We start from the raw sequence: 15043 nt of genomic DNA on the forward strand, positions 1-15043 counted from the left end.
ACGGGGTCGGCAATCCGACGGCGGTCGCTCGCGGTCATCTAACGCTTCGGGCTTCTGACCTCCAGCCGGCTCGCGAGCTCGACGGTCGAGTCGCCGCCGACGCCGAGGTCGATCGTCGTGGCATCCTGCACCCAGTCGCGGGTTGCGGCGCTCCAGTAGCGCAGTTCGGCGGGGCCGAGGTTGAAGGAGACGGTGCGGGTTTCGCCCGCGTCGAGGGTGAGTCGCTGGAAGCCCCTGAGCTCGCGCACCGGTCGCGACGAAGTGCCGTGGCGCTGGTGGATGTAGAGCTGAACGACTTCGTCGGCGCGGCGATCGGAGGCGTTGGTGACCTCGACCGCCACGGTCACGGTGTCGCCGAGGGAGATCTCCGTGCGGTCGAGGCGGGGGGCGGAGTACGAGAAGTCGGCGTAACCGAGTCCATGACCGAACGGGTAGAGCGGCGTGGACGTTTCGTCCCAGTACCGCTTGTCCTGATCGTCGGGCGCGAACGTGCGCAGGTGCGCCGAGATCATCGGCACCTGACCGACGTGGCGCGGCCAGCTGAAGGGCAGGCGTGCGGCGGGCGAGACATCCCCGAAGAGAATGCGCGCGACGGCGTCGCCGCCCCGGGTTCCCGGGTACCAGACCTGTGCGATCGCCGGGATGTTCGCATCCGCCCAGCGCAGGTCGAGCGGGCGACCCGACATCACCAGCAGCACGATAGGGGTGCCGGTGGCGGCGATGCGCTGCAGCTGTTCCAGCTGCATGCCGGGCAGGTCCAGCGTCGACCGCGACGCGTTCTCGCCGATCTGGTTCTGCCGCTCCCCCGCGACCACGACGGCCACGTCGGCGGATGCCGCCAGGGCGACCGCGCGCTCGATCTCGGCATCGTCGTCGTAGTCGGCCGGGGTGGCCACCACCGTCGGATCCTGACGGTCGAACATCGACGGGAACACTCTCGCCGGGATGCCCGCGCCCGGCGCATGCTCGACCCGAATGCCGTCACCGACCCGATCGCGGATGCCCTCGAGGATGCTCACGGTCTCCTCGGTCTCGTGCACGAACACCCACGGGCCGAGGGTGTCGCGCTTGCTGTCGGCGAGCTGCCCGATCACCGCGATCGAGGCGAGCGCACGTTCGTCGAGCGGGAGCGCGGCATCCTCGTTCTTCAGCAGCACGATGCTGCGTTCGGCGACGACCTGCGCGAGGTCGCGATGAGCGGCATCCGACAGCACGGACTCGACAGCTGCTTCGTCGGCATACGGGCTCTCGAACAGCCCCAGCCGGAACTTCGCCGTGAGTACCCGGCGCACCGCGTCGTCGATCGCGGACTCCTCGACCAGGCCCTGCGCGACGGCGTCGGGCAGGGTGTCGAATGCCGGGTCGAACATGGTCATCTCCATGTCGAGACCGGCGGTGACGGCGCGTGCGGCGGCATCCGTCTGCGACGCCGCGAAGTGCTGTGTCGCAAGCGAGTTGACGGCGTTCGCGTCGGAGACCACGAACCCGTCGAACCCGAACTCGCCGCGCAGCACCTCGGTGAGCAGCCAGCGATTGCCGCTGGCCGGTACGCCGTTGAGGTCCATGTAGGCGCTCATGATGTTGGCTGCGCCGGCCTCGACAGCCGCCCGGAACGGCGGCAAGTACACGTTGTGCAGCTCGGAATCCGAGATCTCCGCATCGTCGTAGTCGCGCCCGCCGCGAGCGGCGCCGTATCCGGCGAAGTGCTTCGGGCCGGCGAGGATGCTCTCGGGCCCACGATCGCCCTGGAACCCCCGCACGTGCGCGGCAGCGACGGCCGCCCCGAGGAACGGGTCTTCGCCGGCGCCCTCGATGATGCGCCCCCATCGCGGGTCGCGTGCGATGTCGACCATGGGTGCGAACGCCCAGTGGATGCCGCTGGCCCGCGACTCGCGCGCCGCCACCGACTCCGCCTGCTCGATTCCATGCGGATCCCACGACGCCGCCTGCGCGATCGGCACCGGGAAGATCGTGCGCAGGCCGTGGATCACGTCGAATCCGAAGATCAGCGGGATGCCCAACCTGGTCTGCTCGACGGCCAGCCTCTGCAGCCGATTCGCCACCTCCGCCTTCGTCACGAACAACGCCGAGCCGGCCCGGCCCGCCGCGATCGCGGCCTCGACCAGCTGCGGCTGGCGCACGAATGCCTGGTGCTCGGCAGGTAGCGAGTCGATGTCGAAGTCGGCCGGCAGCTCGCCCAGCCCGCCGAAGTAGAAGTACTGGCTCAGCTGTCCGGCCTTCTCTTTGACGGTCATCCGCGCGACCAGGTCTTCGACCCGATCGTGGATGGGTGCTGCCGGGTCGAGGTAGAGCGGGTCCGTCATCGTCAGTACTCCTCGGTGAGTCGCGTCGGGTGCGAGCGCTGCTGGTTCCTGCGCCACGCATAGGGAAGTATCGCGTGATATCAGACGCTATCATCCATCCTGGCTGTCCATGCTTCTGTCCCGCTGGACGTCCGATTTACGGGCAGCCCTCGCGGACCATCGGTTCAAGGTGGGCGCCCTGCATTCTGGCGACGGGACACGGAGCGCGCCCCAGTGAGGTGCCCTGGGACGCATCAAGCCCAAGCTTCCATGCTGTGACCGACGGCGGCGCCGCGCGAACGCTGAACCGGTCAGCGCGCCTGGCTGTACGAATGAGTATGAGTGCCGCTGTTCAGTTCGACGGCCTCGCCGTGCGGCAGCCGGAGTTCGCCCGTGGTGTTCGGCGGAATCGACACGACGACCGTGACGACGTCACCGTCGCGCTGCCAGCCGCTCATCACCTCTCCGAACACGCTGCGATACCTCGCCTCGGCGTAGGTCAGTGTTCCGCCCGGCACTGGTGCGACGACAAACCGATTCTCTGAATCGACGCGGATGCCCGCGACGGTGTCGAACAACCACTGGCAGACGGAACCGGGCGAGTAGTGGTTGTGGCTCTCCTTGCCCTCCCAGTCCTCCCAGACCGTGGTCGCGCCGGCCTTCACCTCGGCGAGCCAGCTCGGCGCCTCGGTGTTCTCGAGCATCCGATAGGCGACATCCGAGCGTCCTGCCTCGGTGAGAACGGGGAGCACGAACGGCGTCGACAGAAAGCCCGTGCCGATCGTGAAGTGGCGATTCTCGACCGCCTGAACCAGCCGTGCCTCGAGCTGCTGACGAACTACGCCGTCGACGAGGCCGAGCGCCAGCGGACGCACGAGCTTCGCCTGGCGGTCGGTGTCGATCGTTCCGTCGGCGAGGAAGAGGTGGGCGTAGGCGTGCTTGGCACCGTCGGCGTACTCCATGAACAGCGCCGCGTCATCCGTCTTACCCAATGCGGTGGCGATCTCGGCAAGGTGCGCCATCGTGTAGTGCAGGTAGGCGGTGGCCTCCTCGGGCCGCGCCGGCTGGGAACGTGCGGTCACGGGGTCGTGGAACTCGGCGGGTTCGAGCCATTCGCCGAGGTGCAGGCCCTTCTCGTAGACGTAGCGGTTGTACGGGTTGGCTCGCGCCGCCTTCGCGTCCTTGTGGCCGGTGTGCTCGATCAGAAAGGTCGCATACGCGCGCATCATCGGGTAGAACTCGCGGAGGGCCTCCTCGTCTCCGTATCGCTTCCAGAACCGATACGGCACCAGCACGACGGCATCCGCCCACCCGACCGACCCACCCGATGCGTCGTACATCATTGCGACGCCGTTGTACGGCACAACGGCCGAGACCTTGCCGGAGACCGACTGGTTGTCGTGCAGGTCGCGCAGCCACTTGCGGTAGAAGCTCGCAACATCCATCAGGTAGGCGGCGGTGTCGAAGAACACCTGGGCGTCGCCGGTCCAGCCCAGCCGCTCACGGGTCGGACAGTCGGTGGGCACGTCGAGAAAGTTGCCCTTCATGCTCCACCGGGTGTTTTCGAGAAACCGATTCACGTCGGCGTTCGAGCATTCGAAGTCGCCGGTCTGCTCCATGTCGGAGTACACGGCGATGGCACGAAACTGCGACGGGTCGAACTGAACGTCGGTCTCGACGAGGGCGTAGCGGAAGCCGAAGACCGCGAACTCGGTCTTGTAGTGGTTCTCACCCTCGGCGCACGTGTAGACGACCTCCTGCTTCGGAGTCGGCTGAAGCTTTCCCCGGATGAGACGGGTCTGGTCGGTCAACAGCAACAGCTCGGTGGGGCGCCCGAATTCTCTCCCCGGCTTCTGCAACTGCATGTTCGACTGCGTGAACTCACCGGCCTCGTCGAGGATCTCGCCGAGCCGGAGCCTGATCTGCTGACCACGCGGCGCGGTGACGGTGAAGCCGACGAATCCCGCTATGTTCTGGCCGAAGTCCAGCACTCGCCTTCCCGAGGGCGTCGTGATCAAGACCGGGGTGAACACCTCCTGCTCGCGGGGCGTGACGTTGTCTGGCGCGGTCGGTACGAGCCCAGGGTCGGCCAAGCGCGCACGGCCCGAGTAGCTGGGCTCGAGGTTCGCGTCGTAGATCTCGCCGTCTTTGAGATCGGCGAATCGGACCGGCCCGTCGTTGCTCCACTCGAAGGAGTCGTCGCTGGCCACGACATCCCGGGAACCGTCCGCGTAGCTGATCTCGAGCTGGGCAAGCAGTTTGGTCCGCCGCCCGAAGACGTTGGTGGGACCGTAGGCGCCCACCGATCCGCGGTACCAGCCGTCGGCGAGCCGAAGCTCGAGGCGATTGTCGTCGGCCAGCAGGTCGGTCACGTCGTACGCCTGATACTGCAGCCGCTTGCGGTAGTCCGTGCTTCCCGGCGTGAGCCGGGCCTCCCCCACACGGTGCCCGTTGAGATGCGCGTCGTACAGTCCGCACGCGGTCACGTAGAGGCGGGCCCGACTGACGGATCCGCGAACATGGAACACGTTCCGAAAGCAGTCAACGGGATGCCGTCTGTTGCGCTTGAGCTCCACGTCACCGGCGATCCACCGGGCGGTCCAGTCGGCCGCCTCCAGAAGGCCGAGCTCGAACCACGAACCGGCCGGCTCGCCCTCGGCATCCACTTCGTCCCAGAGGATGACGACCCAGTCGACCCGATCGCGACTGGTCAGTTCGGCGCCTTCGTACGGGATGTGCACCATGGCGTGCGAGGGCACCTTCCCGGTGTCCCATACGGTCTCGCCATCCCGCATCGCCTGAAGGCGATAAGCGGTCTGAGTGATTCCCCCCTCGCAGTTCCACGACAGTCGCGGCCTCGCAATGCCGAGCCCGAGCGGGCGATCGAGGTAGTCGGTGCGGAGTCGGATGGCTCTCACGCGCATTGGTCCTTCGTCTCGATGCGGAGTCGCTCGCTCATGCGTAGTCTTCGATCCGCCATTCGTCGAGCCATTGAATGACCGGGGTGTCGCCGTCGAAACGGATCGGCAGCCAGACGTAGTCGGCCACTGCCGTGTTCTCGCCGTTCGCCAACGTCATGACGTCTGCGAGGTTCTCGCCGCCGGGCGGGCGAGGAGTGCCCTGCATTCTCGCGGCGATGGCGTCGAAGACGTTCGGCAGGCCGTCCGGCAGCTGAGGCAGCCAGCGGTCGGCGAGGGCGATGTACAGATCGTGCTTGTGGGGATGTTTGAACACCGAACTGATCTGCGATCGGAACGACGTTCGCGAGGGGTCGGACGGATGCGCGTCGCGGAGGACCGTCCACGGGCCGTTGAAGGTCTCGGCTGTCGCGAACTCCGACGGATTCGGGAAATACCCCGTCGTGCTCGAGGTCACCAGATAGTGCGATCCGTTGCGCGTGAAGTAGGCGGGCGCCTCGCGATTGAAGGGCGGGCCCGAGTGCGGGAAGTGGCTGCTGAACACACCCGTCACATCGGTGTAGTCGTCCGTGAGCTCGGCGCAGACGACCTCCGTGTGCACCTTCTCGAAGTAGTAGTAGGCCTTCTTGGTTCGCGGGTCGACGACGAGGTCGAAGTCGCCGGCATCCATTCCGAGCGGGCGAAGACCCGAGCGCACGATCTCGTACGGGCCCAGCAGCGAATCGGCGGTGAGCACCGTCGACGCCTGCGTCTGCTTGCCGTCGTCCATGATCTTGAGCCAGCACACGTACTTGTTCGTCATCTCGTTGAAGACGATGTGCGGCCGGTCCATCTTCTGTGCGGGATGCAGCGGTGAGGCGGGGTCATCGAGCGCGGGAGGGATGATCAGTCCGCGATCCTCCCAGTTGTAGAGGTCGGTCGAGGAGTACGCGCGAACTCCCCAGTGCCAGTTGCCGCTGCCGGGCGTCGTCTTCTCTTTGTTCTCGCCGTACCAATAGAACGCGCCGTCGTCGCCGACGATGATCGAGCCGCCGTGGGCGTGGATGCGGTTGCCGTTCGTGTCCAACCAGGTCTGCCCCGGGCGGATGGCCGTCTGGGGACGCACTTCGGTGGTCGTCATGACTCTTCCTTCGCTCGCTCTCACGCGTATTCGGGCACGGCGGCCGGGCTGACGACGATCGTGCGTTCGACATCCTCGAGTCCCTCGCATCGCGCGCGCACCGTCACCTCCCCGGCTCCGGTCGGCCGGATGATCGCCAGCGCACGCCCGTCGAACGTCTCGCACTCCGTCGCCGCGAACGGCTCCGCGCTGTCGGGGCGGGCACTGCCGAGAGCCTGCAGCACCCCTGCACCCTCCACTTCCACGCCGACGAGACGGTCGGCGTCGGTGACGAGCACACCCGCGGCATCCCGCAGCTCCACGGTCACGAAGGCGAGGTCGCCCGTGTCGTCGGAGACGGTGGTGCGATCCACCTCGACGCTCAACGATGCCGCGCCGGATGCCGACACAAGCGTCGTGCGCGCCACCTCTACGCCCGCGGTGCGCGCGATCGCGACCAGTTCGCCGGGCTCGTACGCGACATGGAAGCGCGCCTGAAAGGCACGCTCGTCGCCGTCGGTCACCCGGCCGACCGCGGCCCGGCCGACCGCGGCCCCGTTCAGCACCAGCTCTATCTCTTCGGTGTCGCTGTAGACATCCACCGTGACGTGTGTGCCATCCTCCACGCTCCACGTCCACGAGCCCAGCGAGTCGGTCCACGCCCAGCCGCTCACCGGCGCCGTGCGCCCGTAGGTCTCCGGCCGGTGCACGGCGATATACGGCTCGTGCCGCAGACCGTAGACCGTTTCGCGGTAGTACGAGATCGTGCGGCGGTTTCCGGTGATGTCGATGTCGCCGCACCACGCGGTGCGCCAGGGGTAGGGCGCCTCGAATTCGGCGGGCGCGTCGGCGTACCGGGGCCGGCCGATGCCGACCTCGCCGAGGTAGTCCCATCCCGTCCAGGTGAAGTCGCCGATGACGTGTCCGTTGCGGGTTACCAGATCCCAGAGCACGTCGATGTGCTGCGCGTAGGTCTCGGTGCCGACGATGACCTGATTCGGGAAGAGCTCGCGATCGGACTCGTAACGTGCGTCACCGTAGTTGAGGCCGACGACGTCGAGCACGCCGAACGACTCCGCGAGCTTCGCCGTCACCAGAGGCGACACCGTGACGCGATTCATCAGGTCGGCCGCCGCACCCATCGCATCGTTCACGCCGCCGCTCACGCTCTGGGCGCCGCGTTCGCGCATCATCGCCATGACATCCGTGATCGTGGCGACGAATCCGTTGAGCGCGTTCGTCACGAAGCGAGTGCGGTCAAGGCTGCGGATCTTCTCCGCGATCCGCCGGCCGATCTGCGAGCCGAGCGGGTTGCCGACCTCGGGAATCTCGTTTCCTATCGAATAGAACACGACGCTCGGATGGTTGTAGTCGCGTGCCACCATCGCCTCGACGTCGCGCTCCCACCAGTCCTCGAACGCCAGCGAATAGTCGAACGACGACTTGCTCTCGGTCCAGATGTCGAACGTCTCGTCCATGACGAGCATGCCCAGCCGGTCGCAGGCATCCAGCATCGCGCCGCTGATCGGGTTGTGCGCACTGCGGATGGCGTTGAACCCCGCCTGTTTCAGCAGCTCGACGCGCCGTTCGTCGGCGCGCGAGAACGCGGCAGCGCCGAGCGGTCCGTTGTCGTGGTGGATGCACGCGCCGCGCAGCTTCACGCTCGCTCCGTTGATGCGCAGCCCGTGCACGGGGTCGAGGCGCAGCGTGCGGATGCCGAACCTCTGCTCCCGCTCCTGAAGCGTTTCGCCGCTCTCCGTCAGGCGAAGACGCACGGTGTACAGAGTGGGTGCGTCGACGTTCCAGAGGTCGGGCGACGGCACATAGGTGCGCACGCGGGCGAGTTCGGTGCCACCGGAACGCAGTGTCACGGGCGCCGAGCCCACGGCGACGACCGTGCCGTCGGCATCCGTCACCTCCGCCTCCACCGACACGGTCCGCCGGCCGATGGATGCGTTCGCGACCTCGACCGCGATCTCGACGACGGCGCGTTCGTCGTCCACGTCGGGAGTGGAGACCCTGACGCCGTACGGAGTGATGTGCACGAGCTCATCGACGATGAGCGTCGCGCCACGGGTGATGCCGACGCCGGTGTACCAGCGGGAGTCGTCGTGCGCTCGTACCTCGACCCGCAGCACGTTGTCGGCGTCGTAGTCGAGGTGATCGTCCAGGGAGAGCACGAACGGCGTGTATCCGTACGGACGCTGGCCGACGCGCGCGTTGTTCACGAACACGACGGCATCGCGATAGGCGCCGTCGAGCTCGAGGGAAACGCGCTTGCCCGACCACTCGGCCGGAACGCGGAACTCCTTCGAGTACTCGAACGCCGCCGACCGCGGGTAGTACGCCGACTTGCCGAGACCGTCGACCGTGCGCTCCATGCCGATCAGGGCGTCGTGCGGCAGTCGCACCTTTACCGGAGTCTCCTGCGGCCCACCGAGCTGAGCGAAGATGCTGGTCTTCGGCCGCAGTGTCCAGTCGTCGTCGAATGCGATGCGTGTCACCGTTCTCCTTGCCTTTCATCCAGCGCCGCACCTGAACTGCGTGCCACCGATCCGAGCCATGCGAGGCTCGGCTTCGGTGCGCGCACGAACGTCTGGCGGTCGACGGCGACAAGGCCGAACGTCGGCTCCCAGTGGCCCCACTCGAAGTTGTCGAGCAGGCTCCAGTGCAGATAGCCCCGAACGTCGATCCCCTCGTCGATCGTGTTCGCGAGCTGACGCAGCGCCTCCGACGTGTAGGCGATGCGCCGCGTGTCGTCGCCGGTGGCGATGCCGTTCTCGGTCACCAGAATCGGCAGCCCGGTGACCGCCCACGCATGACGCACCGCGATACCGAGCGCATCAGGCCGATACGCGGCACCCGTAAGCGTGTTGTCGGGATGTTTCGGGTGCGGCACGACCCCGTTCGCGTCCACCTTCTGCGAGCTGTACGACTGCACACCGACGAAGTGGTCGCCGTCGGATGCCGCGAGATAGACATCCTCACCGCCCCACTGCACTTCGGCGAGCTTCGCCTCGTTGCCGGGCGTCGCCTCCAGTGCCTGGTTCGCGATCGACCACCCGACCTTCGCCGACGTGTTGCGACGCAGCACCTCGCGCGCTGCGTGGTGAGCCGCGATGAAGGGTGCCGCGAATTCCGGCCCGGGGATCGGCATGTTGGCGACGAGACCCTCGTTGATGTTCTCGTCGCCCTCGACGGTCGGGCTCACCCACTGGTCGAGCTTTCCCTCTCGTGCCGCCTTCTGCAGCATGTCCATCAGCGCGAGCATGTTCGGCTCGTTGATGGTGACCACCCATTCGACGCCATCGAGAATGGAGCAGACACGCTCGACGTATGCCGCGAACCGTTCGGTGGCATCCTGAGCGCCCCAGCCGCCGGCGGCGGCGAACCAGGCCGGCACGGAGAAGTGGTGAAGCGTCACGACCGGGGTCAATCCGAACTCGAACGCGGTGTCGATCATCCGTCGGTAGTGTGCGAGTTCCGCCAGAGAGAACTGGCCGGGTCGTGGTTCGATGCGTGCCCACTCGATGCTGAAGCGATACGCCGTGAGGCCGGCATCCGCGAGCAGCTTCATGTCTTCGCGATAGCGGTGGTAGCTGTCGACGGCGTCGCCACTGAAGTCGGATCCGGGGATGCTCCCCTCACGCGCCCACCAGTCGCTGTTGGTGTTGTTGCCCTCGGTCTGGTGCGCGGAGGTGGCCGCTCCCCAGAGGAAGTCTTCGCTGAATCGAGGCATTCGTCATTCCTTGAGTCGTCAACACACCGGTTGCCGATGCATCAGCCGTCCGTGCATCAGTTGTCATCGCACTTGTTGTCATCGCACCGACTTCACCGTGAAGAAGATGATGTTGCCGCCGATGAGCGCTGCGCCGGCGGCGACCAGGTAGAGCAGAAAGTAGTTGCCGACCGCTGCCGTGCCTCCGATCAGCAGGATGGACGGCGCGAGCAGCGGCGCGATGGTCTGCGGAATCGACGTCGAAAACTGGTTGATCGCGACGTACCGGCCCGACTGGGTCTGCCGTTCGGGAAGCACGCTCAGGTAGATGGCCTGGTCCACAGCACTGAAGACGCCCAGGCCGAGATTCGCCAGCGCACTGCCCACCAGGATCACTGTGAGGCCGGGCGCGAAGGCCATCAGCACCCCGCCCGCAGCGAACAGCAGCGCCGAGATGAGGAGCGGCATCCTCCGGCGTGCGATCTTGTCACTCAACCAGCCGCCGGCGGCAGCACCGCCCGCGGTGGCGATGACACCGAGAAGGCCCGCGATCACCACGATGCCGCCCAGCTTGTCTGGGGCGAGGCCCAGCTTGCTGCCGAAGAAGTACGTGGTGAACGTCGTGGCCAGCGTCAGACCGAAGTTGAACATGAACCGACCGAGCCAGTTCCACGAGAAGTCGGCGTACTTGCGCACGTTGTAGCCGTAGCTTTTCAGCAACTCGATCGCTCGCGTCTTCGGGGCCGGCTCCGTCGTGCGGGTGTCGGGCTCTTTGATGACGATGACGAACACGAAGATCAGTGCCGCGCCGATCACCCCAGGCACGAGGAACAGCAGAATCGAGTTGAACGCGAGAGCGGCGGCGATGGCCGTTCCCATGACCGAGGCGATCATCGTCGCGACTCCGCTGAGCCCTGACACTTTGCCTCGTTGCGAGTCGGGGAGCCGGTCGGCAAGAGAATTCGTCAATTGCAGACCGCCGACGCCGAGCCCGATCGTCACGATGATCCAGCCGATGAACAGCATGGCGAAGCTCGAGGAGAATGCGCACACCGCGAGTCCGACCAGGCCGACGATGGTCAGCGCGATCAGCCAGGGCCGCCTGCGACCGATCCGGGTGCGGGTGCGGTCGCTGAGCATGCCGGCGATCGGCCCGAGCAACACCACCATGAGCGCGCCAATCCCGGTGATGTAGCCGAGCGACGTCTCGTTGCCCGGGGCGACGCGGGTGAGTTGCACCGAAAGCGAGTAGCCGAGCGGGGCGACGAGCGCGAGGAACGATCCGAACTGTGCCAGCACGATCAGCCAGATGTACTGGGCGCTGACCTTCTCGAGGTCGTCGCCGTTCGCTTGGGCACCCGCGGTCGTGTCGTGCGCGAGGTGCCCCGCGGTCGCGTCGTTCTCATCGAACGCGTCGCCGATCGCGGACGCGGTGTTCATCTCGGCCGAGGTCGCAGACTCTGTCGGGGCGGGGTTGTCTGTCATCGGGACTCCTTCGTCGCGGATGCTGGGTGCCGGCTCCCGCAGGCTGCTGATGTCGCCGGGGTAACAGGTTGTGGAACGGGGGATTGGGCGAGTGATCCAACAGGTACTGCGTGATACCTGAGCACAACGTAGCAGATATCGCGTGATACTAGAAGCTGAGCCTGCGATGGCTTGAGACGGTGACATGGGAGCATGGCGAAATGGCGAAACCAGGACGACCCGCTACGGCTGCCGACGTCGCGGCGCATGCAGGGGTCTCCCGTGCCACGGTGAGTCACATCCTGAACGGCCGCGATGCGCGGTTCCCTCAGACGACTCGGGACAAGGTGCGCGCGTCGGCCGAGGCGCTCGACTACCGCCCGTCTCCCGCAGGGCGCAGCCTCGTGACCGGCCGCGGCGACACGATCGTCTTCCTCATGCCGAACACGACGATGGAATCCAACATTCAGGATGCCGTCGAGCGGCTCGCGCAGGTCACCGCGCACGTCGGGTCGAACGTGGTGCTGCGCTTGGCGGATGCCGACCCTGACACGACGGTGACGGCCATCCTTCGCCTGCGACCCCTCGGCGTCGTCGACCTCGGCTTCCTGCCGCGTGCGGCGCGGGAGCGTCTCGCACGGCAGGGCGTGCCGACGGTCCCCCGCTTGTCCTCCCATCTCGGCGAGGAGGACCCCGACGGGGTGATCGCTCGTCTTCAGGTACAGGAGCTGGTGAGAGAAGGCCCGCGACGAGTCGTCTACGCCGGCATCGCCGACAACCGCTCCGACCCGTTCGGTCCGCGTCGCTTCAACCTGGTCACGCAGATCTGTCGCGACCTCGCGCTCGAGCCACCCGAGTACCTGCACATCCCGCTCAACGTCGAGGGTGCGACCGCGGTGCTCGAGCCGCGCTGGGCCGAGGGGCCGCTCGGCGTCGCGTGCTACAACGACTCGGTGGCCATCAGCGTGCTGACCGCAGCGGCGGATCGAGGGCTGTCCGTACCGGAAGAGGTGTCGGCGGTCGGCAATGACGACACCGCTATCGGCCAGCTCTGGCGCCCTCGGCTGACCACGATCCGGGTAGACATCCGAGCCATCATCGATCGCGCCGCCGAGCAACTCCTCGGTGAGCTCGACCTCCCGGTGTCGCCGCTAGAGACAACGGGAAGCCCGCAGATCGAACTCGTCAGAGGAGACTCGACGTAAGCTGCGCGGCGGTCGTTCGTGCGCGCCCTTTGTGCCGCTGCGCTTCGGTTCTGTAATCACGTACGGCACACGCCGAGGCCCGGTTCGTTCGAGTTCTCGGCACTGATGTGGCAGGTGAGGGATTCGAACCCCCGAATGCTGAGCAGTCTGATTTACAGTCAGATCCCTTTGGCCGCTTGGGTAACCTGCCGGGGCGCTCCCGACCACGTGTGATCACCTGACCGAAGGCGCGAACTCAAGGATACCCACGCTCTCGCATCCGGTGAAATCGTCGGGGCCGTCCGCGTCAGGGCTTCGGTGTGTCTTCGGCCGCCCCGGTGTCGTCGGGGTCGACCGAGTCACCGGGAGGGGGAGTGTCTCGTGCCGGCAGCGGCGCGGGCGGCAGGGTGCCGGCATCCTTCGCACCCAACTCGGTGGCCTCCTGGATGACCGTCTCGGCAGAGTCGGATGCATCAGGGTCCGGTTCCGGAAGCGTGCCCCCGGCATCCGCGACCGCAGCCGCCGCGTCTTCGACCTGACGCTCGGCCCGACGGGAGCGCACGATGCCGGCGATGATGAGCGCGATCACACCAAGCAGCACGATGATGCCGGCCACGATCAGCCAGGGCGTCACGTCGGATCCGGTTGCGGCGAGGCCGCCGAAGTGTTCGGTCACGCCGCCAGCCTATGGGCGATTGAGGCGAGAGCCATGCAAGCTCGCTTGCACGGCCGACCCGATTGAGCCCGTGAACGGCAACGCCGCGATATGGGCGATTGAGGTGAGAGCTGTGCAAGCTCGCTTGCACAGCCGAACCGATTGAGCCCGCGCAGCCGACACTCCTCTCCATCGCGCTCCTCCCTTAAACTCGCAGGGACACGGAATCGATCGCGTGAGGAGCTTCAGGTCATGGCAGATTCGTCGTTCGACGTCGTCAGCAAGGTCGACAAGATGGAGGCCGACAACGCAGTCAACCAGGCGAGGAAAGAGGTCGACCAGCGCTACGACTTCAAGAACATCGGGGCATCGCTCGAGTGGAGCGGGGAGAAGATCCTGCTCAAGGCCAACTCCGAGGAGCGCGTCAAGGCCATTCTCGACGTGCTCGAGTCGAAGTTCATCAAGCGCGGGGTGTCGTTGAAGAGCCTGGATGCCGGTGAGCCCTACGCCAGCGGCAAGGAGTTCCGGCTCGAGGTGGCGCTGAAGCAGGGCATCGATCAGGATGCCGGCAAGAAGATCAACAAGCTGATCCGCGACGAGGCGCCGAAGTCGGTCAAGAGTCAGATCCAGGGCGACGAGGTGCGCGTCTCGTCGAAGAGCCGCGACGACCTGCAGGCCACGATCGCGCTGCTCAAGGCGGCCGACGTGGACGTCGACCTGCAGTTCGTGAACTTCCGCTGAGGCGAGCATCCGTGCCGCTGCCTTCCACGGACACCACCGTTCTGTACGCCTCCGCGGGGCCGGAAGCGCTGCGCGCCGGGGCCGTCGTTCTGCACCTTCAGCCATACGGCGATCAGCAGGAACTCGTGCTCCTCGACCGCACCCCGGCGCATCCGGTCGACCGCGCGTGGCCCGATCAGGGGCCTGACACCGGCTCGATCCTCGTCGGCGACCGTGAGGTGCCGCTCGTCGATGTGGTGGTCGGCGCGACCGACGGCACGACCCTGTTCGTCGGCGACGACGTTCCGGCGCGGCGCGGCGCGGCGGGCTGGGCGTTCGTCGTCGTGCACGTTCTGCAGGCGCCGAGCCGCATCGCAGTCGGCGACGAGGTTGTCGTGAGTGTGGATGCCGCGCATCGCCGCGAACTCTCCGTCGGACACACGTTGTGCCATCTGGCGTCCCTGGCGCTGAACGCCGCCCTCGCCGAGCGGTGGTCGAAACCCGTCAGAGCGGATGCCTTGGGCCGCCCGGACTTCGACCACGAGGCCATCCAGTCGTCGACGATCGTTCCGAACGGATCGGTCGACGTTTTCCGGCTCAACAAGTCGCTACGTCGTAAGGGGTTCGCGACCGACGGCCTCGCGGATGCGCTCGAGGCCGCCGAGGCGACAGCTTCGGAGGCGCTCCGGGCGTGGATCGCAACGGATGCACCGGTGCGGATCGAGCGGGACGGCGACGGCCTCGGCGATCCGCGATTCTGGGTATGCGACCTGCCGGTGGTGACCGGGGGTGCTCTTGCCGCCCCGGCCACGACGGCGCGGATCGCGTGCGGCGGCACCCATGTGGCGTCGCTGAGGGAGCTGGGCGAGGCATCCGTCGTGCTGGAGCAGGGCGACGATGCCGGCACGCCGACGCTGACCATGAGGTGCGCTGCGCGGCCGAGCTGAAAGCGATCTCGTGACGTGTACGCCCGGCACCGCCG

The 15043-nt window shown here is 66.8% G+C and carries 10 protein-coding genes and 1 tRNA gene; 3 read left to right on the top strand and 8 right to left on the bottom strand.

What is annotated here, in order from left to right:
* Window positions 1-38: 38 nt before the first annotated feature.
* From ACYVDK_RS08885 to ACYVDK_RS08910, 6 genes are all read right to left on the bottom strand, one after another.
* Window positions 39-2324 carry a glycoside hydrolase family 3 protein gene (locus ACYVDK_RS08885; RefSeq protein WP_460520803.1) on the bottom strand — a complete coding sequence of 762 codons (2286 nt, stop codon included), beginning with the start codon at window positions 2322-2324 and terminating at the stop codon, window positions 39-41.
* A 290-nt stretch (window positions 2325-2614) separates the two neighbouring features.
* The gene (locus tag ACYVDK_RS08890) at window positions 2615-5221 is read right to left on the bottom strand and encodes a family 78 glycoside hydrolase catalytic domain (protein WP_460520805.1); all 2607 of its coding nucleotides are present in this window, start codon (window positions 5219-5221) and stop codon (window positions 2615-2617) included.
* A gap of 37 nt (window positions 5222-5258) precedes the next feature.
* Complete coding sequence (locus tag ACYVDK_RS08895) at window positions 5259-6341, bottom strand: glycoside hydrolase family protein (RefSeq protein ID WP_460520807.1); 1083 nt, start codon at window positions 6339-6341, stop codon at window positions 5259-5261.
* A gap of 20 nt (window positions 6342-6361) precedes the next feature.
* Window positions 6362-8824, bottom strand: a complete 2463-nt coding sequence (locus ACYVDK_RS08900; RefSeq protein ID WP_460520809.1) for a glycoside hydrolase family 2 TIM barrel-domain containing protein — start codon at window positions 8822-8824, stop codon at window positions 6362-6364.
* The gene (locus tag ACYVDK_RS08905) at window positions 8821-10059 is read right to left on the bottom strand and encodes a glycoside hydrolase family 1 protein (protein ID WP_460520811.1); all 1239 of its coding nucleotides are present in this window, start codon (window positions 10057-10059) and stop codon (window positions 8821-8823) included. The genes ACYVDK_RS08900 and ACYVDK_RS08905 overlap by 4 nt, the downstream gene beginning before the upstream one ends.
* Before the next feature lie 78 nt (window positions 10060-10137).
* Window positions 10138-11523: an MFS transporter gene (locus ACYVDK_RS08910; protein WP_460520813.1), complete on the bottom strand. Its 1386-nt coding sequence runs from the start codon at window positions 11521-11523 to the stop codon at window positions 10138-10140.
* 200 nt (window positions 11524-11723) lie between these two features.
* On the opposite strand from ACYVDK_RS08910, the gene ACYVDK_RS08915 reads away from it, so the two are divergent.
* A complete protein-coding gene (locus ACYVDK_RS08915; RefSeq protein ID WP_460520815.1) occupies window positions 11724-12707 on the top strand; it encodes a LacI family DNA-binding transcriptional regulator in 984 nt (327 codons plus the stop codon).
* Between the two features lie 108 nt (window positions 12708-12815).
* Here the strand turns inward: ACYVDK_RS08915 and ACYVDK_RS08920 are convergent.
* Both ACYVDK_RS08920 and ACYVDK_RS08925 read right to left on the bottom strand, forming a co-directional pair.
* Window positions 12816-12897, bottom strand: a tRNA-Tyr gene (locus ACYVDK_RS08920).
* A 96-nt stretch (window positions 12898-12993) separates the two neighbouring features.
* Window positions 12994-13362 (bottom strand): LPXTG cell wall anchor domain-containing protein, encoded by a 369-nt coding sequence (locus ACYVDK_RS08925; protein ID WP_460520817.1) that lies wholly within the window; start codon window positions 13360-13362, stop codon window positions 12994-12996.
* A 231-nt stretch (window positions 13363-13593) separates the two neighbouring features.
* Between ACYVDK_RS08925 and ACYVDK_RS08930 the strand changes: the two genes are divergently transcribed.
* Both ACYVDK_RS08930 and ACYVDK_RS08935 read left to right on the top strand, forming a co-directional pair.
* Window positions 13594-14082, top strand: coding sequence for a YajQ family nucleotide-binding protein (locus ACYVDK_RS08930; RefSeq protein ID WP_460520819.1), 489 nt, complete (start codon window positions 13594-13596; stop codon window positions 14080-14082).
* A gap of 11 nt (window positions 14083-14093) precedes the next feature.
* Complete coding sequence (locus tag ACYVDK_RS08935) at window positions 14094-15008, top strand: metal-dependent hydrolase (protein WP_460520821.1); 915 nt, start codon at window positions 14094-14096, stop codon at window positions 15006-15008.
* Window positions 15009-15043: the final 35 nt, after the last annotated feature.

This window comes from Humibacter antri (assembly GCF_054777235.1).

Coding starts and splice junctions, on each gene's coding strand:
- ACYVDK_RS08885 (WP_460520803.1), bottom strand. CDS start 2,324: ATGACGGACCCGCTCTACCTCGACCCGGCAGCACCCATCCACGATCGG.
- ACYVDK_RS08895 (WP_460520807.1), bottom strand. CDS start 6,341: ATGACGACCACCGAAGTGCGTCCCCAGACGGCCATCCGCCCGGGGCAG.
- ACYVDK_RS08905 (WP_460520811.1), bottom strand. CDS start 10,059: ATGCCTCGATTCAGCGAAGACTTCCTCTGGGGAGCGGCCACCTCCGCG.
- ACYVDK_RS08910 (WP_460520813.1), bottom strand. CDS start 11,523: ATGACAGACAACCCCGCCCCGACAGAGTCTGCGACCTCGGCCGAGATG.
- ACYVDK_RS08915 (WP_460520815.1), top strand. CDS start 11,724: ATGGCGAAACCAGGACGACCCGCTACGGCTGCCGACGTCGCGGCGCAT.
- ACYVDK_RS08930 (WP_460520819.1), top strand. CDS start 13,594: ATGGCAGATTCGTCGTTCGACGTCGTCAGCAAGGTCGACAAGATGGAG.